Origin of the sequence: Spiractinospora alimapuensis (assembly GCF_018437505.1) — a bacterium.
GTDB classification, from domain to species: domain Bacteria; phylum Actinomycetota; class Actinomycetes; order Streptosporangiales; family Streptosporangiaceae; genus Spiractinospora; species Spiractinospora alimapuensis.
In genome coordinates this window covers 5,779,473-5,806,028 of record NZ_CP072467.1, presented here as the reverse complement: position 1 = coordinate 5,806,028, position 26,556 = coordinate 5,779,473, and the positions used below count along the sequence as shown (strand labels likewise).

The 26,556-nt window shown below is 68.5% G+C and carries 23 protein-coding genes and 1 tRNA gene; 10 read left to right on the top strand and 14 right to left on the bottom strand.

All coding sequences use genetic code 11. The features are described 5' to 3' along the window. Window position 1 precedes the first annotated feature (1 nt). Window positions 2-907, top strand: coding sequence for an NADP-dependent oxidoreductase (locus J4H86_RS26920; RefSeq protein WP_236541101.1), 906 nt, complete (start codon window positions 2-4; stop codon window positions 905-907). A 131-nt stretch (window positions 908-1,038) separates the two neighbouring features. On the opposite strand, the gene gcvPB is transcribed toward J4H86_RS26920, so the two are convergent. The 5 genes from gcvPB to J4H86_RS26895 all read right to left on the bottom strand — a co-directional run bounded on the left by gcvPB (window position 1,039) and on the right by J4H86_RS26895 (window position 7,611). Next, window positions 1,039-2,601 carry an aminomethyl-transferring glycine dehydrogenase subunit GcvPB gene (gene gcvPB / locus J4H86_RS26915; RefSeq protein ID WP_236541100.1) on the bottom strand — a complete coding sequence of 521 codons (1,563 nt, stop codon included), beginning with the start codon at window positions 2,599-2,601 and terminating at the stop codon, window positions 1,039-1,041. Next, window positions 2,598-4,001, bottom strand: a complete 1,404-nt coding sequence (gene gcvPA, locus J4H86_RS26910) for an aminomethyl-transferring glycine dehydrogenase subunit GcvPA (RefSeq protein ID WP_236541099.1) — start codon at window positions 3,999-4,001, stop codon at window positions 2,598-2,600. The genes gcvPB and gcvPA overlap by 4 nt, the downstream gene beginning before the upstream one ends. A gap of 75 nt (window positions 4,002-4,076) precedes the next feature. After that, window positions 4,077-5,300: an ATP-NAD kinase family protein gene (locus J4H86_RS26905; RefSeq protein WP_236541098.1), complete on the bottom strand. Its 1,224-nt coding sequence runs from the start codon at window positions 5,298-5,300 to the stop codon at window positions 4,077-4,079. A 492-nt stretch (window positions 5,301-5,792) separates the two neighbouring features. Then, the gene (locus J4H86_RS26900) at window positions 5,793-6,866 is read right to left on the bottom strand and encodes a LysR family transcriptional regulator (protein ID WP_236541097.1); all 1,074 of its coding nucleotides are present in this window, start codon (window positions 6,864-6,866) and stop codon (window positions 5,793-5,795) included. A gap of 64 nt (window positions 6,867-6,930) precedes the next feature. Beyond that, on the bottom strand, window positions 6,931-7,611 hold the full coding sequence (locus J4H86_RS26895; RefSeq protein WP_236541096.1) for a hemerythrin domain-containing protein: 681 nt from the start codon (window positions 7,609-7,611) through the stop codon (window positions 6,931-6,933). Between the two features lie 366 nt (window positions 7,612-7,977). Between J4H86_RS26895 and J4H86_RS26890 the strand changes: the two genes are divergently transcribed. Then, window positions 7,978-8,487, top strand: coding sequence for a TetR/AcrR family transcriptional regulator (locus tag J4H86_RS26890; protein WP_236541095.1), 510 nt, complete (start codon window positions 7,978-7,980; stop codon window positions 8,485-8,487). A gap of 109 nt (window positions 8,488-8,596) precedes the next feature. Here the strand turns inward: J4H86_RS26890 and J4H86_RS26885 are convergent, their stop codons facing one another. Beyond that, window positions 8,597-9,433 (bottom strand): helix-turn-helix domain-containing protein, encoded by an 837-nt coding sequence (locus J4H86_RS26885; protein ID WP_236541094.1) that lies wholly within the window; start codon window positions 9,431-9,433, stop codon window positions 8,597-8,599. A gap of 168 nt (window positions 9,434-9,601) precedes the next feature. Here J4H86_RS26885 and J4H86_RS26880 point away from each other — a divergent pair, with 168 nt between their 5' ends. Continuing rightward, on the top strand, window positions 9,602-10,357 hold the full coding sequence (locus J4H86_RS26880; protein ID WP_236541093.1) for an SDR family NAD(P)-dependent oxidoreductase: 756 nt from the start codon (window positions 9,602-9,604) through the stop codon (window positions 10,355-10,357). Between the two features lie 88 nt (window positions 10,358-10,445). Here J4H86_RS26880 and J4H86_RS26875 read toward each other — a convergent pair whose 3' ends face one another. After that, a complete protein-coding gene (locus J4H86_RS26875; RefSeq protein ID WP_236541092.1) occupies window positions 10,446-11,516 on the bottom strand; it encodes an endonuclease/exonuclease/phosphatase family protein in 1,071 nt (356 codons plus the stop codon). Between the two features lie 394 nt (window positions 11,517-11,910). Further along, window positions 11,911-12,528: a TetR/AcrR family transcriptional regulator gene (locus tag J4H86_RS26870; RefSeq protein ID WP_236541091.1), complete on the bottom strand. Its 618-nt coding sequence runs from the start codon at window positions 12,526-12,528 to the stop codon at window positions 11,911-11,913. Between the two features lie 234 nt (window positions 12,529-12,762). Here J4H86_RS26870 and J4H86_RS26865 point away from each other — a divergent pair, with 234 nt between their 5' ends. The 3 genes from J4H86_RS26865 to J4H86_RS26855 all read left to right on the top strand — a co-directional run bounded on the left by J4H86_RS26865 (window position 12,763) and on the right by J4H86_RS26855 (window position 17,317). Continuing rightward, window positions 12,763-15,420: a molybdopterin-dependent oxidoreductase gene (locus J4H86_RS26865; RefSeq protein WP_330932462.1), complete on the top strand. Its 2,658-nt coding sequence runs from the start codon at window positions 12,763-12,765 to the stop codon at window positions 15,418-15,420. A 27-nt stretch (window positions 15,421-15,447) separates the two neighbouring features. Next, a complete protein-coding gene (locus J4H86_RS26860) occupies window positions 15,448-16,410 on the top strand; it encodes an FAD binding domain-containing protein (RefSeq protein ID WP_236541090.1) in 963 nt (320 codons plus the stop codon). Between the two features lie 223 nt (window positions 16,411-16,633). Beyond that, on the top strand, window positions 16,634-17,317 hold the full coding sequence (locus tag J4H86_RS26855; protein ID WP_236541089.1) for a hypothetical protein: 684 nt from the start codon (window positions 16,634-16,636) through the stop codon (window positions 17,315-17,317). On the opposite strand, the gene J4H86_RS26850 is transcribed toward J4H86_RS26855, so the two are convergent. Together J4H86_RS26850 and J4H86_RS26840 are read right to left on the bottom strand one after the other, a co-directional pair. After that, window positions 17,300-18,421, bottom strand: coding sequence for a hypothetical protein (locus J4H86_RS26850; protein WP_236541088.1), 1,122 nt, complete (start codon window positions 18,419-18,421; stop codon window positions 17,300-17,302). The genes J4H86_RS26855 and J4H86_RS26850 overlap by 18 nt on opposite strands. 471 nt (window positions 18,422-18,892) lie before the next feature. Next, entirely contained in the window at window positions 18,893-19,759 is an 867-nt protein-coding gene (locus J4H86_RS26840) for a helix-turn-helix domain-containing GNAT family N-acetyltransferase (RefSeq protein ID WP_236541087.1), read from the bottom strand. Window positions 19,760-19,855: 96 nt separating this feature from the next. Here J4H86_RS26840 and J4H86_RS26835 point away from each other — a divergent pair, with 96 nt between their 5' ends. From J4H86_RS26835 to J4H86_RS26825, 3 genes are all read left to right on the top strand, one after another. Further along, window positions 19,856-21,277, top strand: a complete 1,422-nt coding sequence (locus J4H86_RS26835) for an NAD(P)-binding domain-containing protein (protein ID WP_236541086.1) — start codon at window positions 19,856-19,858, stop codon at window positions 21,275-21,277. A 68-nt stretch (window positions 21,278-21,345) separates the two neighbouring features. After that, window positions 21,346-22,509 carry an MFS transporter gene (locus tag J4H86_RS26830; RefSeq protein WP_236541085.1) on the top strand — a complete coding sequence of 388 codons (1,164 nt, stop codon included), beginning with the start codon at window positions 21,346-21,348 and terminating at the stop codon, window positions 22,507-22,509. Between the two features lie 60 nt (window positions 22,510-22,569). Further along, window positions 22,570-23,613: a flavin-containing monooxygenase gene (locus J4H86_RS26825; RefSeq protein ID WP_236541084.1), complete on the top strand. Its 1,044-nt coding sequence runs from the start codon at window positions 22,570-22,572 to the stop codon at window positions 23,611-23,613. Between the two features lie 63 nt (window positions 23,614-23,676). On the opposite strand, the gene arsB is transcribed toward J4H86_RS26825, so the two are convergent. Continuing rightward, on the bottom strand, window positions 23,677-24,759 hold the full coding sequence (gene arsB / locus J4H86_RS26820; RefSeq protein WP_236541083.1) for an ACR3 family arsenite efflux transporter: 1,083 nt from the start codon (window positions 24,757-24,759) through the stop codon (window positions 23,677-23,679). Next, window positions 24,759-25,064: an ArsR/SmtB family transcription factor gene (locus tag J4H86_RS26815; protein WP_394356541.1), complete on the bottom strand. Its 306-nt coding sequence runs from the start codon at window positions 25,062-25,064 to the stop codon at window positions 24,759-24,761. Before J4H86_RS26815 ends, arsB begins: the two co-directional genes overlap by 1 nt. 85 nt (window positions 25,065-25,149) lie before the next feature. Here J4H86_RS26815 and J4H86_RS26810 point away from each other — a divergent pair, with 85 nt between their 5' ends. Next, window positions 25,150-25,566 carry an arsenate reductase ArsC gene (locus J4H86_RS26810; protein WP_236541081.1) on the top strand — a complete coding sequence of 139 codons (417 nt, stop codon included), beginning with the start codon at window positions 25,150-25,152 and terminating at the stop codon, window positions 25,564-25,566. Between the two features lie 333 nt (window positions 25,567-25,899). Here J4H86_RS26810 and J4H86_RS26805 read toward each other — a convergent pair. After that, window positions 25,900-25,973 (bottom strand) — tRNA-Val (locus tag J4H86_RS26805). A gap of 54 nt (window positions 25,974-26,027) precedes the next feature. Beyond that, window positions 26,028-26,498 carry a peroxiredoxin gene (locus tag J4H86_RS26800; RefSeq protein WP_236541080.1) on the bottom strand — a complete coding sequence of 157 codons (471 nt, stop codon included), beginning with the start codon at window positions 26,496-26,498 and terminating at the stop codon, window positions 26,028-26,030. Window positions 26,499-26,556: the final 58 nt, after the last annotated feature.

The window sequence follows — 26,556 nt, the reverse complement described above, 5'->3', positions numbered from 1 at the left end:
CATGCGCGCGGTTCGCTATCACGAGTACGGCGGTGTGGAGACGCTTGTGGTCGAGCAGGTGCCCGACCCACGTCCCGGTCCTGGCGAGATCCGCGTCCGTGTCGCGGCAGCCAGCGTCAATCCCGTCGACTGGAAGGTCCGATCCGGAGTGGTGCGCGAGATGTTGCCCGTGGATCTGCCCGCGATCCCTGGACGTGATGCCGCCGGCGTGGTCGACGAGATCGGTGCGGGCACGCACGGAGTGAACGTTGGCGACCGGGTATTCGGGTTGGGCGGCGTCACGGGCGCGACCGCGGAGCTGGCCGTCCTTTCGGCCTGGGCCCACACCCCCGCCACGTGGACCGATGAGGAGGCCGCCTGCGCGGGGCTGGCATCCGTGACCGCGCTGGGCGGACTGAACGCGCTCGGTCCCCTGCGCGGGCGCACCCTACTCATCGAGGGCGCGGCGGGAGGCGTGGGCAGTGCCGCGGTCGAGATCGCGGTGGCCCAGGGCGCGACCGTGATCGGGACGGCCAGCGAGCGCAACCACGAGTTCCTCACCACTCTCGGAGCCGTTCCCACCACCTACGGCACCGGCCTCAAGGATCGCCTCGCCACCCTGGCTCCGGACGGCGTCGACATCGCGCTCGACACCGCGGCCTCCGGATCCCTGACCGATCTCATCGCGATCGTGGGCGATACGTCTCGTGTGTCGACCGTCGCTGACCACACCAACGCGCATCGCCTGGGCGTGCATATTGCCAACGCGGAGAACGACCCCACACTCCTCGCCGCGGCGAGCGACCTCGGCCAGCAGGGCCGCTACACACCGCGGATCGAGCGCACCTACCCACTCGAACAGACCGCACAGGCGCACGCGTACTCCGAGGCCGGACACACCCGGGGAAAGATCGCGGTCCGCGTATAGGTCGTCTTCTCCAAGGTCGGAGACGGATCGTCCTAGCACGGGGTAGGCGCGATGGCCACCATGGCCGTCGCGCCTACCCCGTCCGCCGCGGAGAACGTGTGTCTCCGCGGCGGACGGGGTAGCCATCCTGCTCACCCCTCGGTGACGGTGTTCGCCCTCTTACGCAGATACGCCCGCCAGGTCATGGCCCACCGCGCCGGATCCTCCATCGTTTCGTGATCCAGGCGGTGGACCGCCTGGTTGTGCGGCGCGGTCTTGAGGATCTCGGGGTCGGAGTACGCCTCGTCGGATATCCGGGCGAGGACCGCGATCCAGGTGTCGAGTGCTTCCTTGCCGTACATCTCGCCGGCCTCGGGCGTGAACGGCTCGGGTATGAGCCATGGCTCGTGGCTGGTCCACATGGCGTCCACACCGAAGTCGGTCATGCGGTTCTGGACGTCATGGACGTCCACCCCGGTTTCCTCCTTCATCTGGGCCAGGCTGTAGCGCGTCATTTCCAGGCGGGGGCTGGTCGCGTCGGGATGCGAGCGGGTGACGCCGCGAATGGCGAGCAGCCCCCGCTCCATGTAGTTGTTGGCGAGGACGGAGATGTCGGAGGCCTCGGCCACTCCCTCCGCCCCCATGGCGCGGATCCAGGCGTAGGCCTTCAGCACGACAGGCACGTTGCCCCAGAACTCGCGGATCTTGCCGCAGCTCTTCGGCCGGTCGTGATCGAGGTAGTAACGCTCACCGTCGTGGGCGACAACCGGAGTCGGCACGAAGGGTGCCAGTTCCGCCGAGCAGCCGTAAGCACCGACGGCCGGTCCTCCCACCCCGCTCTTGGGAGCGCCGAAGGTCTTGTGGAGCATGAACATGCAGGCGTCGAAGCCGATCTCGCGGGCACGGACCTTGCTCATCATGCCGTTGAAGTTGGCGCTGTCGTAGAAACACAGGCCACCCGCCTCATGCACCACCCGTACCCACTCACGCATCTCCGGGTTGTACACACCCATGTCGTCCGGGTTGTTGACCATGAGAGCGGCCGTCCGGTCGGACACCGCAGCCTTCAGCGCGTCCAGCGACGGGTAGCCGTCCTCGTCGAGCATCAGGGTAATGACCTTGAAACCCGCGGCCGCGGCGGTCGCGGCGTTCGATGGGTGTGTCTGGATCGTAGTGATGATCTCGTCGCGCTGTTCCAGTTCCCCGCGGGACGCGTGGTAGGCGCGCGTCACGGCGCAGCTCGTGTACGCGGCGTCGGCGCCACCGCCGGCCTGGAAGACGAACTGGTCCATGCCCGACATCTCGCGCAGGATGTTGTCGAACCTGTGCACGATCTCAAGGGTTCCCTGCAAGGTGTCGTCGTCCTGGTAGGGATGTACTTCGGTGACCTCGGGACGCCATGCGATCGCCTCGTTCACCTGCGGGTTGTATTTCATCGTGCAGGTGCCGAAGAGGCTGACGCCCATCATGCCGAGCGTCTGTTGTGACAGCCGCAAGTAGTGGTAGAGCACCTCCGGCTCCGAGACCTCGGGCAGTGCCGGCCGGTCATGTCGTCGCATGGCGGCGGGGATCAGGTCAGTGGCTTCTCCGACCTCGGCGCCTACCTCTTCCTCGGCCTCTGGTACGGCCACGCCCCGGCGACCGGGGTAGCCCATCTCCATGATGACCGGTTCGTTCCACACCGGGGCGTGGTATTCGCGAAGGGTGGCGCTCATCGTGCTGTTACCTCCGAGAGAGTGTCGGCGAGACGCTGTAGGTCAGCCTGGGTGTGTACTTCGGTGACGCAGAAGAGGGCACTCTGCCCGAGCTCGGGGAAGTCACGCGACAGGTCCTTGCCTCCGAAGATCCCGTGCGCGCGCAGCTCCTTGTTGATGTCGACGACGCTGCGCCCGGTGTCGGTGAAGTCCACGACGAACTCCTTGAAGAAGCCCGAGGGGAAGGCCACACGCACGCCGTCGATCATGGCGATACGCCGCGCGGCGTAGTGGGCACGCCGCAGGATCAGCTCACCCACGTCCTTGAAACCCTCGGGACCCATCAGCGCCATGTAGACGGCGTTGGCGATCGCCCACATGTAGACCGAGTGACCGGTCCAGTCCTTGCCCTTCTCACGCAGACCGTAGGAAGTCTGCTCGAACAGGGCGAGGCCGAAGCCGTACTCGCCTTCCTTCGCCGTGTCCGTGACGCTGACGAACAGCGTCGGGTACTGGCGGGCGTAGGCTTCCTCGTCCCGCGACGCGATGAAGCCGCCTACGCCACCGCCCGTATTCATACGCACGCCGAGGGGTTGGGTGGTACCAACGACGATGTCGGCCCCATAGTCGACGGGTGGCGCCAACACACCGAGCGAGATCGGATCGACGCCGACGATCGTCTGGGCTCCGGCGGCGTGCGCGATGGCCGCGATCTCCGACCCTTGGTGCTCGATCACGCCGAGGTAGGAGGGGGTTTCGAAGTAGACCGCGGCCGTCCTCTCGCCGACGACCTCACGCAGATCGTCCAGGTCCATCAGACCCGTCTCGGGATCGAACGCGACGAGGCGGACCGAGATGTGGCTCGGCATCTCGACCGGTTCACAGTAGTTGCGGATGACCGAGAGCCGCTCTGGGTCGATCGCCCGAACCACCGCGACCTCGTCCCTCCCGGTGATGCGTGACGCCATCCGGATCGCGTGCCCCGCGGCGACTCCCCAACTGCGGACCGGCATGCCGACCAGATCCATCGTGAGGAGTTCGCCGAGCTGACTGCAGAACTCGAACCACGCCTGGTTGCGCCCGTGATCGGAACTCGGTTCACCGGAGACCGAGGTGAGCCACTCGTTGCGGCGCACCACCTCGTCGACGGCCGCGGGCACATGGTGTTGCCAACATCCGGCACCGAGAAAACTGAGATACCGCTCGGTGGTCCCGTTCTTCGCCAGCGTGTCGACGAGGTGACGTCGCAGTTCGCCCTCGGACAACGCGGGAGGCAGGTCGAGGGGACGCGAGAGGCGGTGCTCGGTCGGGAGCTGGCTGAACAGCTCCTCCACCGAGCCCGCACCGATCGCGTCCAACATCTCCTGCTTGATCGCCGGTACCGAGTTGGCCATGTACCGGTGTGCTACTCGTTCCTTCACCAGATTCCCCCTGGTATCGGTTGCTCTACGTGGGATCTCTGTCGTGCCGACGACGAAGCGCGTCGCATCGGCCGGTCAGGACAGCACCCTGACGAGGAGGCTGCGGTCCGGACCGGTGTGCAGCCGCAGGTGGCCGACGAGCATCGCGTCGACCTCCGCGTCTCCGGTGTCGACGCGCAGCCGTCCCGTCTCGAGTGCGATGAGCTTTTCCGTCGGAGCGACCACGACGATGCCTTCGCGGCCGACCCGCCTGATGACCTCGGCGCTGATCTGCTGGTTTCCACGCCCGAACAGGTAGCCCTGACCGCCCAGGACTCCGACCACGATGCGGGTCTCGCGGCCTTCCATGAGCCGAAGCAGCGCCTGTTCATCGAGGTCGGAACCGAGGAGCGCGCCGTCCAGCACGGCGTCGACACCGAGCAGTGTGGAGGGCAGGCCAAGCGAGTCCATGACGCGTCGCATGGTGGTGCCGGGGCCTACGACGTAGAGAACGCCTTCCCGCATCCGCGCCGCGACGCGTTGGCAGGCTGCTTCCAGTGCCGCGTCGTCACCCGCCCGCGATCCCGCTTTGGCGTTCTGCGCGAGATGGCGCTCGTAGGGACTGCGGGCGTAGCCGTGCAGACGCGCCGAGAGCCTGTCCTCTCGGAAAGCGGTCTCGTCGAGGTCCATGATCTCGGCGTCCCGCAACCGCGCCGCGGGGTCACCGTCGAGGAATAGGGCGGCGAGGCGGCCCGCGTTCTCGGGACTCGCGCCGAACACCGCCGAGTGCATCTTCACTCCCGCCGGGATCCCGAGCACTGGCACACGGTCGCCGACCGCGCTGAGGATGTCGCGCGCCGTACCGTCTCCGCCCGCGAACAGGAGGAGGTCGACCGCAGCGTGCGACATGGCCTTGACGACCGCCTTGGTGTCGTCGGGTCCACTGACGGTCGGCGCCGGCCGGTGCACGACGACAGGCTCCAGACCAGCGGCCAGTGCGCTGTGCTCACCGAGGTCACCGGCCCCGGCCACGAGGTCGAAAGGTGTCTTCGTGGCCGTGAGGCGAGTGAGAGCGCGAACGGCCCGCCCATTCGACAGAGGACGCGCGCCTCGCCGCTTCGCCTCGTCGAGGATCTCCGGTCCGTCGGTCCCCTTGAGCCCCACGCTGCCGCCCATACCCGCGAGCGGATTGACGATCAGGCCGAGTGTCCGGCCCATCCAGCGCCCTTCGACGTTCCCGGCGGGGACCCGCTCCGGTCTCGCCGTCGTCACTCCGGGGACACTGACCGCCGTGGTGTCTTGTTCCGGGAGAGCCGACATGGGTTCGAACTCCTACTCGTAGATCAGGAGAGTCTTCTGGGCAGCGCAGTGCGCCATGCGAGAACTCAGGATGATGTGTGCCGCCTACCGCGTGATCGAGAACGTGCGGTCACTCTGGCCAGCTCCGTTGAGCCAACCATTCATGGCCGGCGGAGTGAAACAAAACCTCGTCCCGGACCTACGCCGGGAAGTTGTTAATCGGCACCTACGTGCGCGGCGAGCCGTTCCGCTGCCCCCGCGTGCTGGAGAATCCATCGCGCACACAGGGACCGAGCGCGCTCCGTGATCGACGCCCCGTGATCCAGGCTCGACCCGCGACGGGCCGGCCCAGGCCTCCTTCGCCCTCTCAACCGCGAAGGCCGTCGAGGTGAGGTGACAGGGGGATGCCGCTCGAGGGACATGCGCAGCGCACGGGAGCCTGACGCCCTGGACGCCGCGAGGTCACAGGCATGAGCGGAAGCCGCACGTCAGACGTGGAGCGGGCGGCGTGCTTCAGAACTCCTCGGGATTTCCGGTCGCGGCCTCGATCCTCGACACCAAGGCCCTCTCACGTGCCTGGACCTCGACCGCCGTGGCGCGGAACGCCTCGATGAGGGGTGTCCTGGGTCCGCGCCACGCGAGAACCATCTCTGATCCGGCGACGTCGGCGATCGGCCGGTACACGATCGATGGACGAGGAGCGAAGCGGGACATACTGATCGGGGTGACCGTGATCGCCTCTCCGGACGTCACCTTCTCCAGCTCTGCCTCAATCGAACCGACGATGGGCCCGACGTGCGGGAGCGACCGTTCTTCGAGCCCGGTATCGCGCAGCGTCCAGAACCTCGACCATGCACTGTCATGGGTGCGCGGTGCGAGGATTTCCTCACCGACGAGAGCGTCCAGAGTTACGGATCGAGCGGTCGCCAGGGGATGGTCCTGGTGGACCCCGACGGCGCGAGGTTCGACGAACATCCGCTCGACGTGGAGGTCGGGGCATTCGATGGGCGTCCGCACGAACGCGATGTCGGTCGCGTTGGAGTACAGGCCGCAGGACGGGTCGCCATACTGGAACGACTCCTGTTCGATGGCGACCGTGGGGTAGCGCGCGCGAAAGGCACTGAGGATCGGTGCGTTGAGCTCGAGCAGCGACGACACGCTGAAACCTATCCGGAGCGGATTCTGGAAACTGTCGCAGGTAGCGCGAGCCGCGCGCGTGCCCTCGTCCAGCGCGCTGAGTGCTGTACGAACGCGGCTGAGGAAGAGTTCGCCGGCTTCGGTCAGGGCGACCGAGCGGGTGGTACGCACCAGGAGCGGCACCCCGACCTGCGCCTCGAGCTCGGCGATGCTGCGGCTGAGCCCTTGCTGCGAGATATGAAGCATCTCAGCCGCGCTGGTGAAGTGCAGTTCATCGGCGAGTGTCACGAAGTGCCACAAACGACGGGTATGAACATCCACATCGTCAAAACTAGGACGCGGGCAAGCGTTCCACAACGCGTGGCGGAGGACGCTGCGGGCGGGTGCGAGCTCGCGGCCGCCCGCAGCGGACATGCCTATGTGATCATCGCGGGCACCCGTATCGCCCACGCCCGTAGCGCCACCGACCGCCCCGCTCTTCGGCCGAGCACAGACGGCTCGCGCCACGGTGTGTTCAGCGTGGGCGCTCGGATGTGTCGAACCCGTGCAGCGTGCGTTCGTAAGCGTTCAGCGCATCGGGGGCGATCTGGACCATCTGCGAGAGGACTTCATCGGGGATGTGCGCGGCCAGCACGGCGCGCTGGTCCTCGGTCGCGACCCGGAGCATCATGCCGAACACGAGCGGCACCTGCGTCGGCGTCAATTGGGGGAGGCCGTGTTCGCCGACCGAGGCCCATTCCTCGTCGGTGCAGTAACGGTCGATCAGTGGAAGTATGTTGCGCTCCTCCCCGACGAGGTGCCCATGCATCGGCCCTACCACGGCTTCCGTGGCGCGGGCGAGGTCCTCGCGGTCCCCGGCCGACGCGGTGACGCTGTACTTCTCCGCCCGCTCCGAAACGGTGTCGAGCAGGGTGTGCAGTTGCTGGTGCTCCTCCTCCATGGTGGCGACCATGGGCGTGAGCTCCGCGGGGCATCGCTCCATCAGGATGGGCCACAGGACCTCGTCCTCGGCTTCGTGGTGTGTGCTCAGGATCGCGACGAGCAGGCGGGCGTGGTCCGCTACCGTCCGGGCGCGTTCGGAGCCGTCCTCCACGCCACGGACGAGGGCCGGCAGTTCACCGAAGGCCCGTCGGAGCATGTTGTGCACGATGTACATGTCGCGGCTGTCCGTTGGCGTCGTCTTCTGACCCGTCATGGTCCTGGTTTCCTCGCTGTCGTGAAGGGGGTGTTTTAGGCATGGTTCGCTGGAGCCAGTCGAAGAGTGCGGCATGGAACCGGTTGAGGCTGCCGGCGTTGCGGTGTTCTCCGGCGCCGTACGGTGCGGGCATCCGGATGATGTCGTGGGGGGCGGTGAGGATCCTCGCGGCGGTCGTGACGACCTCACCGACGTCCGATCCGCCTGTCGCGACATAGCCGATGGCACGCAAGGTCTCGTAGTCGGCAGCCCGGTCATCGAACAAGAACCGCATCACACCCCCTCACCATACGCAACTTTTTGTTGCGCGCATGAGGCTACATACGAGCAAACCGCAATGCAACAAAAAGTTGCTACCCTGAAGAGGTGTCATCGTCCGATCGCAACCCTTCACCCGCTCGACGCAGGATCCTGGCCTCCGCGCTGCTCGAGCTCTCCGAACGTGGCCCCCGACTGTCCTATGACGTGCTCGCGGAACGTGCGGGGGTCAACAAGACGACGCTCTACCGCAACTGGCCCGACCCGGTCGACCTCATCGTCGAAGCGCTCGACTCGGAGAGCGGTCAGCCCTCTGACGACCTCGTGGGCGATTCCGCCGAACGACTACGTGGACTCGCTCGTGACGCCCGCGAGAGGCTCTCCGGTCGCGACCGCAGGATCATCGCCGTCGTGATAGCCGCGGCGCAGAACGACGATCGCGTGGCCGCGGCCTTCCACCGGTATTGGGATCGGCGCTTCCGGATCGCCGGAACCGACGCGGACGCCGCACAACTACTCGCGGCCCAAACGTTGTTCCACGTCCTCGTGCTCGGCCGTGAGATCACCGACGGCGATATCGACCGGTGGGTCGCGATCGCCCTCCGCCCCGGGTGTTGACGCGAGGTGGGCGTACGTGGCCTGTAGGTGAGCACACCAGGTGGACAACCATCCACGCCTACAACAGCGACCTTCGACGCGTCCACGGGACAGGCCAGGGCCGGTTGGCTCAGACGGCCGGCCCCTGTGCGGCGACCGATGCGAGCAGGGTGAACCGCTCCGTGCTTTCGGGGTGCGTGCTGGCGGGGTGGTAGACGACGAGAAGCTGATCACCGGTCTCGTCGACGGCGAGCTTGGAGAGGTTCAACTCCATCGGGCCGACCTCCGGGTGATCGACGTGGACGGTCCCGCCCCGGACCGGTCGCACGTCATGGCGTGTCCACGCCTGACGGAAGGCATCGCTTGCCGTCGACAGCTCCCCGACCAGATGCGCGACTCGTGGATCCTCAAGGGTGGATCCGACGCGTCTGCGGAACATCGCGACCATCTCACGCCGGTCGAAGCGGATCCGCCCGTTCGTATCGAGGAACACCGTACGCAGCAGGTTCTCGCCCGGGCGTAGCTCCGGGGCCAGGGCGAGCGCCAGCGGATTGCTGACGAGCACGTCCATGTATCGACCGGTGACGAACGCCGGATGGTTGATCGAATGGACGAGCTCTGAGATCCGAGGGTTGACCGCCTCCTGGTGACGGGGTTCGCGACGTGCTCGGGGCTTGTCGGTGCTCAGCTCGAGGACATACTCGAGGGAGGACTCGTCGAGCTGCAGCACCCGGGCGATGGCAACGAGAACCTGCGCCGAGGGATTCCGGTTACGCCCCTGCTCCAGTCGCAGGTAGTAGTCGGAGCTGATGCCGGCGAGCATCGCCACCTCTTCACGACGGAGCCCCGAGACCCGGCGTCGCCGGTTCTCGGGCAGACCGACAGCCGCGGGGGGCACCAGCTCCCGCCGAGCCCGCAAGTACTCGCCGAGGCTGTTCTCCCGGTCCCCGCCGGTCACGTTCGTCATTGTTCACGATGGTAGTTCCCGCGGTGCGGCGTTGACTGGTCCTCCCACTCCCAGGACTGAGCTGGCCTTCCACGCGTGTCCGAGGTCCCGCACGGTTGTGGGAGAGAGCATCGTGCACCCGCACGATCGCCCGACCACGAGATCCACACCAGCGTCAAGGAGGTCCTTGTGCCCACCAACCGCACCGCTCTGATCACTGGCGCCAACCAAGGAATGGGTAGGCAGGTCGCCAAGGAGCTCGTCGCCGACGGGGCGACGGTGTTCCTCGGATCCCGCGATCTCGCCCGCGGTGAGACCGCGGCCGCGGAGATCGGCGAGAGTGCCATCGCGCTTGGGATCGACGTGACCGACACCGCCTCGATCGCCACGGCCGCTGAGCGGATTCGCGAGGAGAGCGGCCGGCTCGACCTGCTCGTCAACAACGCGGCGATCTCCACCACTCGCGATGACGTCGGTGACCTGGCGGAGCTGCGCGCGATGTCGAGGGCGAGCACCGCGCCCGTTGATGAGGTGCGGGCTGTTTGGGAGGTCAACGTCTTCGGTGTCCTCGCGGTGTACCAGGCCATGTTGCCGCTGCTCCGGGAATCATCGGACGCACGCATCGTGAACGTCACCAGCGCCCTGGGCTCACTGGCCACCGTCGCTGACCCGGCCTTCCCCTTCCATTCGTCTTTCGAACCCGTCTACGCAGCGTCGAAGACGGCGCTCAACGCCGTGACGCTGTCCATGATGATCGAGCTCGAGGACACCGACATCAAGGTCAATCTCGTCTCGCCGGGGTTCGCCAACACCGCGCTGGTCAACTTCGAGGGAACGGAGTCCGTCGAGGACGCCTCCCGCGAGGTGGTACGCGCCGCACGCCTCGGCCCGGATGCGCCCTCCGGCACCTTCACCCTCTGGGAGGGCGTGGAACTCCCCTGGTGAACGACGCCACGGTGATCGCGGCGTCCCGCTTTGCCAGGGGTCAATCCGTCGTCACCAGTCGCGGACCCACCGCCTCGGTCACCGCCGCTCAGCCCTCGGGAAGCCGCAGTTCCGCGAGGACTCCACGGTGGTCGGTGTCGGGGAACTCGTGCAGGGCGGCGGCGTCGACGGTGATGCGCTCGTCCACCAGCACGTGGTCGATACTCAGCGGTGGGTACGGCCGCCCGATCGGCCAGGTCGCGTCCAGGGCCTGGCCGTGGACCGAGGCGGCGTCGACGTAGCCCGACGCGAGGAGTTCGCGCATGCGCGCGTGGTCGAGGGTGGCGTTGAAGTCCCCGGCGAGGACGCGGAGCCTGTCCTCGGCCCCGGCGGGCGGCAGCGCGTCGAAGGAGCCCTGCCAGGAGGCGATCCGGGAGGGCGTCACTGGCGGCACCGGATGCACGGCCATGACCTCGACCTCGCCGGCTCCGGGAACCGAGAGCGCCGCCATGGGCATGGCGAAACCGGGGACCGGGCCCTGGGTGACCTCGCGCAGCGGGAACCGCGCGTAGAGCCCGCTGCCGCCTGGCCCGCTCGCCATGGGCTCGGACACCTCGTGTCCCAGCTCGTCGTCCAGACCGGCGGCGAGGAGCCTGTCGCGGGCCGCGTCGGTGAGCTCCTGGACGCTGAGCACGTCCACCTCGGCCTCACGCGCCAATTCCACGACGCTCGAGGCGTCGGCCTGTCCGTACTCCATGTTGACCGTGAGGACACGGAGTTCGGGCCCCTCCGCCGGTGGTCCCTCCTGGCCGTCGGCGACGAGCCGGGGAAGCACGCACGCGGCGAGCGCGGCCGCGGTGACGAACGCGAGGCCGGCCAGCCACCACCGACGCAGCAGCAGCGCCACGACGAGGGGAATGACCGACGTGGCGGCGGCGTACGGCGTGAACGAGATGGCGGGCACCAGGGGGAATCCGACCTCAGTACCGGTGACGCGGATCACGGACCACACCACCCAGGGGACGAGCAGCAGAACGGGCCAGAGGCGGCGGGGGGACGCCGGCGCCGTGCTCCACCCTCCTCGTGGCGCGGGCGATCGTTCCCCCGTCTCGCGCTCCGGGGCGTCCACCTCTTTGGGCGTCTCCTGTGACGTCAACCGCACGCTCCAGTCCGTGTCCATGTCCCCGCGAACTCCCGTTACCCCGGACCCCACCGACTCCGCGGTAACGTCTCGGCGTCTCTCCGATCCTCCGAGCGAGATACGGGATCGGCATCACGGAACCTATCCGGGCCCGGCGGGAAAGAGGCACATGTGACCTGAACAGGACAGCGAGGGGGAAGAAGGCACACCGAGGTACGCGAAGCAGGTCACACGGACGCGGGAGGGGGCGATCAGATCCTGTCGCGCACCGCCGGCTCCGGCTGGTGGACGGTGAGGAGGCCGTCAGCAGGGAGCCGGACACCGCGATCCGGGTGTGCCCTGGCACGGCGCGCGCCGATGTGGTTCTCCCACCTCGCCTTCGTCACCCCGGGAAGGGCGTCAGCAACGAACGGGCGGGCGGTCGGGGCCACCCTTACGCTTCGATGCCGGCGACCAGCTCGGTGATCAGTTGGTCGAGAACGTCCTCGAGGTCGAGGCCCTTCGCCGCCAGCAGGCCCGATATCCCAAAGGTGATCAGGCCGTGCGCGGCCGACCAGGTCAGGATCGTGAGGTCGCGGACGTCGCCGGAGCGGATCTCGCCGGCTTTCTGGCCTTCGGCGAGGATGGAACTCAACAGACCGATGCCCTCCGGCGCCACCTCTGCGAGCTCGCGCTTCCTCTCGGCCTGCGCCATGCGCTCACCGAACATCTGCAGGTAGTGCTCGGGCCAGGACAGCCCGAACCGAACGTAGACGCGGAAACCGCGGCGCAGCCTCTCGGGGGCACTCGCCGTGGCCGTCATCTCGTGGCGCATTTCCTCGAAGAGCGTCCGGAACGCCTCCAGTAGCACGGCTGTGAGCAGGTCGTCCTTGTCCTCGAAGTGCCGGTACGGCGCGCTGCGGGACACCCCGGCGCGGTCTCCGACCGCGCGCAGGGTCACTGCTCCGGTCCCGCCTTCGGCCAGCAGCCAGGAGGCGGCCGCCACGAGACGCTCCCGCGTCCCCGTCCCGACCGGGCCGGGAGGACGGTTCCCGCTCTGAGCTGCCGACATGCGATGACCTTACTACGCGACGAACGGACTGGCGGAATTCGCCCACGTCCCCACACCCTGAGACGACGCGCGACCATCGGGCGCGCGTCACCATCGCCCACCAACATCGAACCGAAGGCGCCCCGCGAACCACTGTTGACAATGTCAACATCACCTCCTAGGTTGGCCCCAACGGCCAAGTTGACGGCGTCAACAGGAGCCGAGGCTCAGGAATCCACCGCCAGGGAGTACCCGATGGACATCGTCGTCAACGGCTCCACGGTCAAGACCAGCGCCGAACCCGACACCACGGCCGTCGAGGTGGTGCGCGAGGATCTCGGCCTCACCGGAGCCAAACTCGCCTGTGGCAACGGTGTGTGCGGGGCGTGCACGGTGCTCGTGGACGGCTCCCCCACCGCCTCCTGCCTGCTTCCCGCCACCGCCCTGGCCGACCGCGAAATCACCACGGTCGAGGGGCTCGGCGGCACGCACCCCGCGCAGCGGGCGTTCGCCGCCCACGACGCCATGCAGTGCGGCTACTGCACCCCCGGGTTCGTCGTCGAGGCCGCCGCCTTCGTTGACCGCTGGCGCGCGGAGCACGGCGATGTCGCACCCGACCGCGCGACCATCGCCGACGCCATGGCCGGCCACCTGTGCCGCTGCGGCGCATACGAGGGGATCTACGCCGCGGTCGCGTCCGCCTGCCGAGGCGAGCACGACACCGAACCGGCCGAAGCCCCACCGCGCGCCGAAGCGAAAGCCAAGGTCACCGGGACGGCCACCTACACCACCGACGTCTACCCCGACGGCTACCAGGTCGGGATAATCGTGCGCGCGGCAATGGCGCACGCACGCGTCCGCGCCGTCGACAGCGGCGGCGCCCCGCTCGTCGACCTGCTCGGCGAGGACCGCACGGTGCGCTACGTCGGGCAGCCGATCGCCGCCGTGGCCGCTCCCACTCGCGCCAAGGCCCTGGCCGCTGCCGAGGCGGTCACCATCGACTACGAGCCGCGCCCCGCGGTCTTCGACCTCGACCGCGCCCAGGAATCCGACGCGCCGGTGGTGTACCCGAACGATCGGGAGCGGCGGTCGGCCCCCAGCAGCGCCGAGGGCACCACCATCCCCGGCCGGTGGTCGGGGAACCTGCGCCGAACGATCGGGCTCGGGTCGTGGCGCGCGCCCACCGCGATCCGGCGGCTGCGCGCCGCGGCCAAGCGGGGCGATCCACACCTGTTGACCGCGGAGTTCAGCACCCCGGTCCAGCTCCACACCGCCATGGAGCCGCACGCCTGTGTCGCCTGGTGGGATGAGAACGGCGGGCTCCACCTGCACCTGTCCACCCAGACCGTCGCGGTCGTCGCGGAGGAGGCCGCGAAGCGGTGGGGGCTCGACCCCGACCAGGTGCGCGTGGTCGCCGAACACGTCGGCGGCGGGTTCGGCGCGAAGTCCGGGCTGACCACGGAGGCCGTCGCGGCGGCCGAGCTGGCGCGGGCCACCGGCGCCCCCGTGCGTGTGGTCCTCAGCCGTTCGGAGGAGCTGACCGACACCGGTAACCGGCCTGGCACCCGCACCCGACTCGCCCTGCTCGCCCGCCCGTCAGGGCGCCTCGCCGCGCTCGGCATGGACGTACTCGGCGACGGCGGCGTGTCCGTCTCCTCCACCGTGGCGATCATGGCCCGGCTGATCTACGGCAACGCGCCGCGGAGGATCCGGGACTTCGACGTGACCACCAACCTCCCGCCGGGGACGCCGTTCCGTGGCCCCGGCGCGGCCCCGATGTTGTGGGCACTGGAGCAGGGCGTGGACGAGGTCGCGGACCGCCTCAAGGAGGACCCCGTCGAGCTGCGCCGTCGCTGGGACGGGAACCCGAAGCGGCACGCGCTCTACGACTGGGTGGCGGCGCTTCCCGCCTGGCAGGAACGCTCGGCCCCTGGATCGGACACCGGACGCTATCGGCGAGGGATCGGCGTATCGACGGCAAATTGGCAGTACATGGTGAACGCGGGCACCGAGGTCAAGGTGACGGTCGAGCGGGGCACGGTCGTCGCGCGTACGGCCACCCAGGACATCGGAACCGGGATCAGGTCGGTGGTCACCGACATCCTCCGGGACGAGCTGGGCCTGCCAGCGGGACGAGTGCGGGTCGACCTGGGCCATAGCCGGACGGTGCACGGACCGCCCTCCGTCGGCAGCCAGACCACGACCTCGGTGGGACCCGCCGCGCGCGACGCCGCCGACAAGCTGCGCGCCGTCCTGCGCGAACGTGCCCCGGAGAACCCCCCGTCCGGCGCCATCCGGCCCGAGTCGCTCGACCACGCGGAGGGGGTGGAGGTGGTCGGCGTGCGCCAGCGTGACCACCGGGGCTATGTCACGCCCTTCGCGATCGGGCCCGGCATGTCCGTCGGCCGTGGTTTCGCCGGCGCCGTCACGGTCACCGAGGTCGAGGTCGACACCCGGCTGGGCCAGGTGCGGCCCACCCGGGCCTGGATGGGGATCTCCGCCGGGCGGATCTACTCCCCACGGCTGGCCCGCAACCAGTGCGAGGGCGGGATCGTCCAGGGAATCGGCTACGCGCTCTACGAGGAGCGCCGCGTCGACCCGGGCTCCGGCGTCCTCCTCAGCGACGACCTGGAGGAATACCGGATCCCGGGAATCGGTGACACCCCGGAGACCGTCATCCACTTCCACGAGGACGGGTGGGACCACGTCACGGGTGGCGGTGTGGGCCTCGGTGAGGTGTCCACGGTCGGCGTCGCGGCGTCGATCGTAACGCCGTCTACAACGCGACCGGTTGGCGCCCGCGCGACCTGCCCATCCGCCCCGATCGGGTCCTCCGGGGCCTCGGTTCCTGAGGCTCGGCGCGGCCGGACGACTGTCGCCGTCCGGCCGCGCGAGCCCGTTCCTGCCACCTGACGACCAGAGACCCACGGAGGCCCACCGATGACCACACCGACCACAATCGACGCCGCGCGGGAAGCGCTCGCCTCCCACGGCGGACGGCCGCGCGCCGGAGGCACTGATGTCGTTGCCCTGGCCCAGATCCACCGGGCCGAAGGCCCCTACGTCGAGCTGCGCCGCCTGTCCGAGCTGAGCGGCGTGACACCACACGCGGATGGCACGGCGATGCTGGGCGCCACGACCACCATCGCGGCGGTCGCCGCCGACCCGACGCTGCGCGCGAGGTTCCCCGCTCTGTCGGCCGCCGCGAACGCGTTGGCCACACCGCAGGTCCGGGCGGTCGCGACGGTGGGCGGGAACCTGCTGCAGCGCAACCGGTGTCCCTACTTCCGTAACCCGGCGTTCTCCTGCTTCCAGACGGACGGCGACTCCTGCCCCGCCCGCGCGGGCGACCACGTGTTCGCCTCGGTGATCGACCAGGGCCGCTGCGTCGCGCCCCATCCGTCGTCGCTCGCCGTCGCGCTGCTCGCCTACGGGGCGCGGGTCCACCTCGCCGGCGGTGACACGATCCCGGTGTCGGACCTGTATGACGGCGCCGACCCGACCCGTGACCACCAACTCGACCCCGGTCAGCTCGTCACGGGCGTCGAGCTTCCCGCGCCGACCCCGGGCGAGACGGCCGCGCACCAGCGCGCGACCAGCCGATCCCGCGCCGAGTGGCCGATGGCCGAGGTGGTGGCGCGGATCGCGTGTTCCGACGGCCGCGTCACCGAGGCCGTGGTCGCGGTGGGCGCGGTCGCCCGCACCCCGCTGCGCCTCACCGAAGTGGAGCGGGCCCTCATCGGCGCCCCGACCCCCGGCGCCCCGACCCCCGGCGGCCCACCGCCGGAGGCACTGGACCGGGTCACCGAATCGTGCACCCCGCTCCCGGGAAACGCCGCCAAGGTCGACGTGTTGCGCGCGACCGTGTCCGACGCACTGGAGCTGGCCCTGGACGCCTCCTGAGGCGGGAGGTCAGCCGGGCGCGGTCCGCGGCGACTCCGCCCGGGTCTACTCACGACGTGCGTGGACCCGGGATCACGATCGACCACCAAGTACGTTCGGTGGCGCCCGAAGAGGGGAGGGGCCTTCGCCCCGACTCCGTCGAGAGCACGGACTTCTCAGCGCCGCTCAGGAATTTGCGTGCTCAATCTAGTGCCGATGACCGCTGCTCGGAACCCGATCCGTTATGTCTGAGCACGAGTTCCCGATGATGGGTGGCACCATGGGCCTCATGTCCGCCGCTGTCGACGCCCCCACCGCCATGATCGCCGAGGCCGTGCACCGTGCCGGGCTCGTCGCCAGCCAGGACCGCCCCGCAGTGGTCAAGATGTGGAACCGCCCCGCGATGCTGTTCTACCGCGTGGACTCTGAGGAGTGGCGACGACGCGAGGCCTGTGGTGCCGAGCCGATCACCCGCATGGAGATCCTCGATCTCCTCATGGGTCTACCGCTGGGCCAAGATATTCCCGTCCCCTCGCTGGCCCCCTGGGAGCGCCGTGCAATGGGCAAGGCCCCGCGTGGGGCACTGCGTCGCCACGGAGACATGGTCCGCCGTCTCGCCCAAGTGCCCCTGTATCCCGAGCTCGCGCTAGTGTGGTCCCGAGGCTGGAAACAAGGAATACGCGCCGCGGGGCTCTTCGCCCCCTTCTGCGCCCGCGCCCTCGTCATCGAACAGCCCCTCCGGCGGATCGCCGAGGCCACGATGGAACTGGACTTCTGGGGAGTCGGCCTACTCTCCGGCACCCACGGCGATCTGGAGCCACTGGTACACCCCCAGCCCTATGTCCCAAACCGATTCACCCCAGCCCGATGGCGCTTCGCCGAACAAATCACCCACCAAATTCACACCAACTCACCCCAGACCAAATGAGGATCCGGCATCCAACGGAACCGTCGCCCACACCCTCAAAGCCCCCGGGATCCTGAATCCGTCGAGTGAGTTGATGTTCCGGCTGACGTCGTCATAGCGGGCGAGCGCCAGCGCGCAGTGGTGTCGCCACCAGCGACGGCGCGAGTGACCGGCGGGTTCCGCGAGGAGCTCTGCGTGCCATGGCGCCACCGCGGCGACATTGTGCGCCCGTGCCTCAGCCTTGCAATCCTTGGAGTCCGTGGTGAACCGCGCCAGATCGCGTCCCAGGCAGGTCGAGCACGCGCAGCGCGGTGGCTCAACAGCGGCATACCGCTCGGCGACCTCAAGACCGCTGTTGTAGCGCATCAGCAGGGGGACGAGGATGTCGGGTGTGCCGTCGTCCAGACTGGAGCGCCACGCGCGTTGATCCGGCGGCACAGCGTGGCGCAGAAAGCTCGAGTCGCCAATGGCGGCGAACACCGCTCCGTGGGCGACGGCGTCGAACGCGGCCAGGTCGGTACGTATCACCGCGACATCGTCAAGCGTGCCCACCAGCCGCCGCAGATTCTGAATCCTCGAGGTCAGTGCGATCGGGTCGAATTGACCTGAGGGGATGACCGCCTTGACGTGGGGAATGGCGCGACACGCTTCGAATAGGACATCGAACGAGGCGGGCCGCAGCCAGTCGGTGTGGATTGGCAGCGCGACGATCACCCCGTCGCGGTCAAGAGTTACGGCCTTGCGGACGACGGCCCGCAACGCGGCGGTGTCGTCTGCGGCGATGTGCCCGGTAGGGGTGATGGCAGCGTCGGCGCCCGCGTTCCGCTGCGCACAGATCTCCCACTCGACGCCGCCTAAGCGATCCGTCGGGACGATGAACGGAGTCTCGGCGGTCGCCTTGTGGCGGATGTAGGCGGCAGGGTCGATGAGTAAGGGGGCGACGCATCCGCGGCCACGAAGGTCGGCGACCCGCGTTCCGGCGCGCGGCCCTGTCATGATCACGCCGCTCCGTTCGGGGTCGATAGCAGCGTCGTGGGGTTTCCAGTGAGCGCTGCGTTGTTGGAGGACACGGTCCAGCAGCAGCCGGTCGGCAATGGACTGTTCAGCAGCGGAACCAAACGGCATCGCGGAACCTCCGTGCGGCGGTTTCCTTCCATGGAAGACGCTCCCCAGAAGGGAATGAACTCGCGCAGGAGTGACGCTGTAGTGCGGCTGAAGAGAGACCAGCCTGACCTAGCAATGTCCACGCATGCCGATGCCCCCGCTCCGCTCCGGCGTCGAACATGCCGACAACTCAGGGCACAGGCGCACAGAGCCGGCTCTTCAGCGGCGTCGCGACGTCCATGGCGCTGCTGTCCGACACCCGCCAAGGGAACCGGCGAGGGTTTCTGCCATGGAGCCCGCTGATCCTGGGCAGCCTGGCCTCGATGGCACCGATATCGTGATGGCCGATCCGACGATGTGGTCACGGAACACTCACGCGTGGCCGTCGGTCGCGTTGATCGGGTCGTATGAGCTCTTGATGCGCCGGTTCCGCGGCGCGGCGTGGGTGCGTGTCGATCGCGACAGGTCGAGGGTGACGTGAAGGTTCCTGCCCTATTGGGGCCTGTCGGCGCCCTCGGGCGGGCGTCGTTCGAGGAGGACGGTGTCGTGGAGGGTGCCGTGGTGGTGGGCGATGCGTTCGCGGATGCCGACGGTGCGGAATCCGGCTTTGTGGTGCAGGGCGAGGGCGGCGCGGTTCTCTGGGGCGATGGTGGCTTGCAGTGTCCACAGCCCGGCGGTGTCGGCCTCGGTGACTTGGCGGTAGAGGAGTGTCTTGCCGACTCCGTGTCCGCGGTGGGGTTCGGCGACGTATACGGAAGTTTCGGCGGCTCCGGCGTAGGTGTCGCTCGTGGAGATGGGCGCGGCGGTGGCCCATCCGACGATGTGGTCGTCGATTTCGGCGACCCAGCGGTGTTCGGGGATTCCGATCTCCTCCAGAGTGGCGAACTGGGGCGTGGCCATCTCGGTGGGGGTGTGGCCGGCGGCGATGGCGTGCTCGTAGATACCGCGTGCCGCACCAAGGTCCGTCTCGGACATGGGTCGGGTGGTGACGTTGGTGGGCAGGTCGGTGGGGCAGCAGGGGCGGGCGTTGATCATGCCCATGACGGCGTCGGCGGCGTGGGGCAGGCCGGTGCAGCAGTCGGGGTTGATGGACACGTGGGTGGATGTTCCGACCTTGGTAAGGGTCACGAAGCCGACGTCGGCGAGTTTGCGTAGGTGGTGGGAGACCGTGGGCTGGCGTACGTCGACGACTTCGGCGAGTTCGCCGACGCTGATCGATCCGGGTGTGGTGGCGACGACGTGGAGGAGTCGCACGCGCATGGGTTCGGCGAGGCAGGCGAACCACGCGGCGTAGGTCTCGGCGTCGTGTGGGGCGAGTGCCGTGGTCACGGTGGTTGGTTGGGGCGTTGTGGCGGTCATGCCCTCCATTATCGATGAAGATCTATGGTTGCGTCCATCGAGCGCGATCGATAGAGTCCTGGATTCATAGACGCCGCTCGATGAAAGGTGGGAGTCATGGTCCAGGGACATCCGATCGTTGTGGTCGGGGCCGGCCCGGTGGGGCTTGCCGCGGCGGCCGAACTCAACGCTCAGGGATTGCCGTTCGTGGTGCTTGAGCGGGGCGTGGAAGCCGGAGCGGCCGTGGCCGAGTGGGGGCATGTTCGGTTGTTCTCGATGTGGCGGGACCTGGTGGATCCGGCCGCCGAGAAGCTGCTGGTCCCCCGGGGGTGGCAGCGCCCCAGCGATGACGGGTATCCGACGGGGGCACAGTGGCGAGACTCCTACCTGGTCCATCTGGCGGAGGCGTTGGGTGACCGGGTTCGTTTCGGTGTGGAGGTCACCGGTGTGAGTCGGCGTGGGCGGGACCGGGTGGTGGACGCGGGTCGAGACGAACAGCCGTTCGTCGTCGCGCTGCGCACCGATGCCGGTGAGGAGCGGCTGCTGGCCCGGGCGGTGATCGACGCGTCGGGGACGTGGACCTCACCGAATCCGATTGGAGGAAATGGACTGGTGGCGCTCGGCGAGTCCAGGGCCGCCGACCGAATCGCCTACCGGATCCCCGACCTGACGGATCCGGCCGTGAGGGCTCGCCATGCGGGGCGCACGACGGCTGTGGTCGGGCGTGGCCACTCGGCGCTCACCGTCTTGGTCGCGTTGGCGGAGCTAGCGAAGGACGTTCCGGAAACCCGAGTTCTGTGGGTGTTGCGGCGCGATGTGGGCGATGCGTTCGGGGGTGGGGCTGACGATCAGCTCGCTGCCCGTGGCGCGCTCGGGACCACCGCACAGAGGGCCGTGGAAGCTGGGGAGATCGAGGTCGTCACCGGTTTCCACACGGCCGAGGTGCGCGCGGGGTCGGACGAGCGCTTGGTGTTGGTGAGTGAGGATGCTCGGGAGTTGACATCGGTCGACGAGGTCGTGGCGGTCACCGGGTTCCGTCCCGACCTGTCGTTCCTGTCCGAGGTTCGACTGGCCTTGGACACGTCATTGCAGGCGCCGGTGGACCTCGCGCCGCTGATCGATCCGAACGTTCACTCGTGTGGGACCGTCTATCCTCACGGTGCCGCCGAACTCTCCCACCCCGACGCCGACTTCTACCTGGTGGGCATGAAGTCCTATGGCCGCGCTCCGACTTTCCTGGCGTTGACGGGCTATGAGCAGGTGCGCAGCGTCGCCGCCGCACTGGCCGGGGACCACGAGAGCGCGGCGCGCGTCGAGCTGACGCTGCCCGAAACCGGAGTGTGCAACGGATCGGGCGGAGTCACCGACATGGCGGCCGACGCCGGCGGGGCGTGTGGACCGGCGGACGCCACCGACGTCGCGGACGAAACGGGTGGGTGTTGCGGTTCCGCGGCTGCGCAGGACGCGGTCGCCGAACAAGGGGATTGTGGCGCGAGACAGCCGGCACTGGTCATCGACGACCGGATCGCCACCCCGTGACCTCGACGACGGCAGCGGTGCCACGAACGGACGACCCCCACGATTCCCGAGGCGCGTGGAGGGGACTGGTGGCGCTGTGCGTCACCGTCACCACCAGTTACGGCGTGCTCTTCTACGCCTTCCCCGTGTTGGCGCCAGCGATCAGCACCGACACGGGATGGTCGTTGACCACGGTGACCGCGTGGTTCTCCGGCGCACAGGTGGTGGCCGGGCTCGGTGGCATCCTGGTGGGCCGCTGGCTCCAGGGGTACGGGCCGCGCGCCGTGATGACGGTGGCGGGAGTCCTCGCGGTTCCCGCCACCGTGGCTCTGGCGTACTCCCCCCGCGTCGAAGTGTTCGCGCTGGCGTGGCTGGTGGCCGGCGTGGCGATGGCGGGACTGTTCTACCCACCCGCGTTCGCCGCGGTGACCGGATGGTTCTCCACCCACCGGGTTCGGGCTCTGATGGTGCTCACGTTGGTCGCGGGCCTGGCGAGCACGATCTTCGCTCCGTTGACCGCGGCGTTCGAGGCGATGTGGGGTTGGCGCGGCGCGTACCTGGCGCTGGCCGGGGTGCTCGCGTTCGTGGTCGTCCCCTTACACGCGTTCGCGCTCCCGCGTGGCTGGGAGAAGAGCGGGGGCGGTGGCCGTGCCTCCGCGGGCGCTGCCGCTTCGGCGCGTACGGCGGTACGCAGTCGGGCCTTCTGGGCCCTGACCGTCGCGCTCGCCGCCGGCTCGTTGACCGTCTTCGCGGTGATCGTAAACCTGGTGCCGTTGTTGGACGAACGGGGATTCGACACCACCACGGCGGCCTGGATTCTCGGCCTGGGCGGCGTGGGTCAGGTACTCGGTCGGCTGATCTACCCCCCGCTGGAACGACGCACCACTCCGGTCACCCGCATGGTGGGCGTCCTGGCGGCCTGTGCCGTGACGACGATCGTCCTGGGGCTCGTCCCTGGTCCATGGACACTGCTCGTGGTGATCTCCGTCCTCGCTGGCATGGCGCGCGGAGTACTGACCCTGTTGCAGGCCACCGCCGTGACCGATCGTTGGGGAACCCAGAGCTACGCCACGCTCAACGGAGTGATGCACACCCCGATCATGGTCGCGATCGCCCTCGCACCCTGGGCCGGCGCCGCGCTGGCCGGTCCCCTGGGCGGCTACCCGGCCGCGTTCACGGCTCTGGGGGCTCTTGGTGCATTGGCCGCCCTGATCTCGCTGGCCAGCCGCCCCACCCCGTCGCAATCGTCCTAGAACACCTGCTGGGGGCGACGTGTCGAAGACACCGCCCCCAGCACAGCCGAAGAGGAAGAAATGGAACACGTACCGCTCGCCATCATCGGCGCCGGACAGGCAGGACTCGCCACGGCCCACGCCGCCAACCACAACGGAGTACACCCCGTGGTGCTGGAGGCCGCCGAGCACCCCGGGGGTTCCTGGCCGGACTACTACGACAGCCTGACCCTGTTCTCCCCCGCCCGCTTCTCCGGCCTGCCCGGACGGGCCATGCCCGGCGACCCCGATCGATACCCGCTCCGTGACGAGGTCCTCGACTACCTACGTGACTACGCCTCCCACCTGGACGCCGACATCCGCTGCGGGCACCGCGTGGAACGCGTGGAGCACACCCCCAAGGGATTCGTCCTCACCACGGGCGACGGCGTCGCGGTACGGGCGCGCACCGTAGTGGCCGCGACCGGGGGATTCACACGGCCACACACACCCAGCCTCCTTGGCCTGGATACTTTCTCCGGGCAGGTGCTCCACACCGCCGCCTACCGCTCCCCCGACTCCTTCTCCGGCCAGCGCGTGATCGTCGTCGGCGGGGGAAACTCCGGGGTTCAGATCGCCGCGGAACTGGCCGAGGTGGCCCAGGTCAGCCTCGCCACCCGTAAGCCCGTGGCGTGGGCCAACCAACGCCCGTTGGGCCGCGACATCCACTGGTGGTTCGTACGCAGCGGCCTGGACTCCGCCCCCCTCCGCCGGATCTGGCAGAACGGGCCCACGCTGGTCAACGACGACGGCCGATACCGCGCCGCGTTCGCCACCGGCAACCCTGACCGGCGCGACATGTTCACCCACCTCGACGGCGACAAGGTCACCTGGTCCGACGGCGCCGTCGAGACGATCGACACCCTTCTCCTCGCCACCGGTTACCGACCCGCCCTGGACTACCTCGCCACGACCGGCGCCCTCGACGACCAAGGCCAACCGCTCCACCACGGGGGACTATCCACCACGGTGCCCGGACTGGGGTATGTGGGCCTGGAGTTCCAACGCAGTTTCTCCTCAGCCACACTGCGCGGCGTCGGACGGGACGCCCGCCACGTCCTGCGCCGACTCCAACGGCGGCGCTGACCCACCACTCCCGCAGCACAGGACGCCGGACCCGACTCCCCGCCGTAGCTGGCGTCTCCCCCCTCAGCGCCGTGCGGGCGCGAATCGCTTGCGCCAGGCCAACGAGACGTAGACGAGGGCGACCAGCACGGGAACCTCGATCAGCGGGCCGACCACGCCGGCCAGCGCCTGCCCCGAGGTGACACCGAAGGTCGCGATCGCCACCGCGATGGCCAACTCGAAGTTGTTGCCCGCCGCGGTGAAGGCCAGCGTGGTCGTCCGGTCGTAGCTCATCCTGGCGGCCTTACCGAAGGCGAATGTACCGAACCACATGATCACGAAGTAGGCCAGCAACGGGACGGCGATGCGGACCACGTCCAGGGGCTGGCTCGTGATCGTCTCGCCCTGCAGGGCGAACAGCAGGACAATGGTGAACAACAGCCCGTACAGGGCCCACGGGCCGATCCGTGGCAGGAATCCGGACTCGTAGCGCTCGCGCCCCAGCCTGCGCTCGCCGACGTGGCGGGTCAGGAAGCCGGCGACCAGCGGGATGCCGAGGAACACCACCACGTTGACCGCAATCAGCCAGGGCGACACCTCCAGCCCCCCGGTGTCCAGGCCCAACCAGCCGGGCAACAGGTCCAGATAGAACCACCCGAGGAGTCCGAACACGAGCACCTGGAAGACCGAGTTCAGCGCGACCAGCACCGCGGCCGCCTCGCGGTTCCCGCACGCGAGGTCGTTCCAGATGATGACCATGGCGATGCACCGCGCCAGGCCAACGATGATCAGGCCGGTTCGGTACTCGGGGAGATCGGCGAGGAAGATCCACGCCAGCGCGAACATGACGGCGGGCCCCACGAGCCAGTTGATGACCAGAGAGGAAACCAGCAGCCGGCGGTCGCGGGTGACGGTGTCCAAACGGTCGTAGCGGACCTTGGCCAGGACCGGGTACATCATCACCAACAGGCCAACGGCGATGGGCAGCGAGATACCACCGACCTCCAACGAGGCCAGAAACTCGTCCAAACCCGGGACCACCCGACCCAGTCCCAGACCGACCGCCATGGCGAGCAGGATCCACACCGCCAGGAATCGGTCGAGCACCGACATCTTCGCGGCGACCGACCCGGCACCAGCGGGGGACGCCTCCTGCGAGCGCACCATCAGCACGCCCGCCTGTTCTCCCCGGCACCCACGGTGCGCGCAGTCTCAGCCAACGCCGCCAACTGCCGCGACACCCCGTCCAGAACCTCGGGACACAGGCGGTAGTACGTGAACCGCCCACACGGCTCGGTCTCCACCACACCCGCGTCCCGCAGCATGCGCAGGTGGTTGGACAGGTTCGTCTGACTCGCACCCGTCTCCGCCACCAGATGCGTAGTACACAACGTCTCGCGCGCGAGCAAACCCACGATCCGCAGGCGCAAGGGGTCGGACAACACCTTCAACAAATCAGCATTCACTGACATCAACATGCGCTGATATTATCGCATCATCGGATGCTGATACGTCAGACCTGTACGCCGCTCCACGATCAACCCTCGGGACGCCACAGTGACCTACACCGCCACACCATCCGTCCTATTCGTCTGCGTCCACAACGCCGGACGCTCCCAAATGGCCGCCGCGTGGTTACACCACCTGTCCGAGGGACAGGTCGAGGTCCGCTCCGCCGGCTCGACACCCGCCGAGGAACTCAACCCGGCCGTCGTGGCCGCCATGGCCGAGGTCGGCATCGACCTCACCGACCAGCACCCCAAGATCCTGACAACGGACGCGGTCCGTGCCTCCGACGTCTGCGTCACCATGGGATGCGGCGACACCTGCCCCGTCTTCCCCGGCAAGCGCTACCTCGACTGGGACCTCCCCGACCCCGCCGGACACCACATCGAAGCCATCCGCCCCATCCGCGACGAGATCCGCGACCGCGTCACACAACTCCTGGGAGAACTTCTCCCGAACCCCCACTGAAAACGGCCAGCGCCCCACATCAGGCGGCAGAGCGAGCTGTCGCCGGGCCGGAGTCCACGTACCTCAGGAGACGCGCAAAGAGACGTATGGTCTTGCCCCCTTCGGGAGCCCACCACATCGCAGACGAGCCTCCGGCACTCCGTAGGGCTCGTACATGGTGACTCTGAAGCCGGAGACGGGGTCATCGGTCCGATCGGCTACCCTCGCACTGCCCGGGCATGCGCACACTCGGTGATCACGAGGCGTCCGGGTTACTGTAGCTCGCGGTGCGCTCTGCACTGAGGTTCGCATCAGTTACATGCCCATCTGCGAAGCCCAGCGCACAGGGCATTGTGGGCGCAACAGGACTCGAACCTGTGACCTTCCGGTTGTAAGCCGGATGCTCTGACCAACTGAGCTATGCGCCCTGACTTTGTGGATACTACCGTGTGGCTCGGGGCGTTTGCCCCGAGCCGTTGGGGTTACAGGGCTTCGATCGCCTTGCGGTAGTCCTCGAGGCTGCGGGCCTCGGAGAGGGGGTTGACGACCTTCCACTGGACGACGCCGGTGGTGTCGATGAGGAAGGTGCCGCGCACGGCGACGCCTCGTTCTTCGTCGAAGACTCCGTAGGACTGCGCCACCGCGCCGTGGGGCCAGAAGTCGCTGAGGAGGGGGTACTCCAGCTTCTCCTGGTCGGCCCAGGCGCGGTGGGCGTGTACGGAGTCGACGGAGATGGTCAGCAGCCGCACCTTGTCGTTCTCGAACTCCGCGATGCCGTCACGGAGTTCGCACAGCTCGTTACCGCAGACGCCGGAGAACGCGAGGGGGTAGAAGACCACGACGACGTTGTGCTTGCCCTGGAAGTCGGACAGGCGCACCTTCTCGCCGTGTTGGTTGGCCAGCTCGAAGTCGGGGGCCTTCTGGCCGATCTCGATCGGCGTCCCGCTGCTCATCAGTGCACAGGCCTCTCATTCGGGATTCGGGCAGCCCTCGGATGCCCCGCGCGGGCGG

Bases quoted from the DNA above. Each gene is read 5' to 3' on its own strand.
- J4H86_RS26920 (WP_236541101.1), top strand. From the start codon at position 2: ATGCGCGCGGTTCGCTATCACGAGTACGGCGGTGTGGAGACGCTTGTG.
- gcvPB (WP_236541100.1), bottom strand. From the start codon at position 2,601: ATGAGCGCCACCCTTCGCGAATACCACGCCCCGGTGTGGAACGAACCG.
- J4H86_RS26905 (WP_236541098.1), bottom strand. From the start codon at position 5,300: ATGTCGGCTCTCCCGGAACAAGACACCACGGCGGTCAGTGTCCCCGGA.
- J4H86_RS26895 (WP_236541096.1), bottom strand. From the start codon at position 7,611: ATGACGGGTCAGAAGACGACGCCAACGGACAGCCGCGACATGTACATC.
- J4H86_RS26885 (WP_236541094.1), bottom strand. From the start codon at position 9,433: ATGACGAACGTGACCGGCGGGGACCGGGAGAACAGCCTCGGCGAGTAC.
- J4H86_RS26875 (WP_236541092.1), bottom strand. From the start codon at position 11,516: ATGGACACGGACTGGAGCGTGCGGTTGACGTCACAGGAGACGCCCAAA.
- J4H86_RS26870 (WP_236541091.1), bottom strand. From the start codon at position 12,528: ATGTCGGCAGCTCAGAGCGGGAACCGTCCTCCCGGCCCGGTCGGGACG.
- J4H86_RS26865 (WP_330932462.1), top strand. From the start codon at position 12,763: ATGGACATCGTCGTCAACGGCTCCACGGTCAAGACCAGCGCCGAACCC.
- J4H86_RS26860 (WP_236541090.1), top strand. From the start codon at position 15,448: ATGACCACACCGACCACAATCGACGCCGCGCGGGAAGCGCTCGCCTCC.
- J4H86_RS26855 (WP_236541089.1), top strand. From the start codon at position 16,634: ATGTCTGAGCACGAGTTCCCGATGATGGGTGGCACCATGGGCCTCATG.
- J4H86_RS26850 (WP_236541088.1), bottom strand. From the start codon at position 18,421: ATGCCGTTTGGTTCCGCTGCTGAACAGTCCATTGCCGACCGGCTGCTG.
- J4H86_RS26840 (WP_236541087.1), bottom strand. From the start codon at position 19,759: ATGACCGCCACAACGCCCCAACCAACCACCGTGACCACGGCACTCGCC.
- J4H86_RS26835 (WP_236541086.1), top strand. From the start codon at position 19,856: ATGGTCCAGGGACATCCGATCGTTGTGGTCGGGGCCGGCCCGGTGGGG.
- J4H86_RS26825 (WP_236541084.1), top strand. From the start codon at position 22,570: ATGGAACACGTACCGCTCGCCATCATCGGCGCCGGACAGGCAGGACTC.
- arsB (WP_236541083.1), bottom strand. From the start codon at position 24,759: ATGGTGCGCTCGCAGGAGGCGTCCCCCGCTGGTGCCGGGTCGGTCGCC.
- J4H86_RS26815 (WP_394356541.1), bottom strand. From the start codon at position 25,064: ATGTCAGTGAATGCTGATTTGTTGAAGGTGTTGTCCGACCCCTTGCGC.
- J4H86_RS26800 (WP_236541080.1), bottom strand. From the start codon at position 26,498: ATGAGCAGCGGGACGCCGATCGAGATCGGCCAGAAGGCCCCCGACTTC.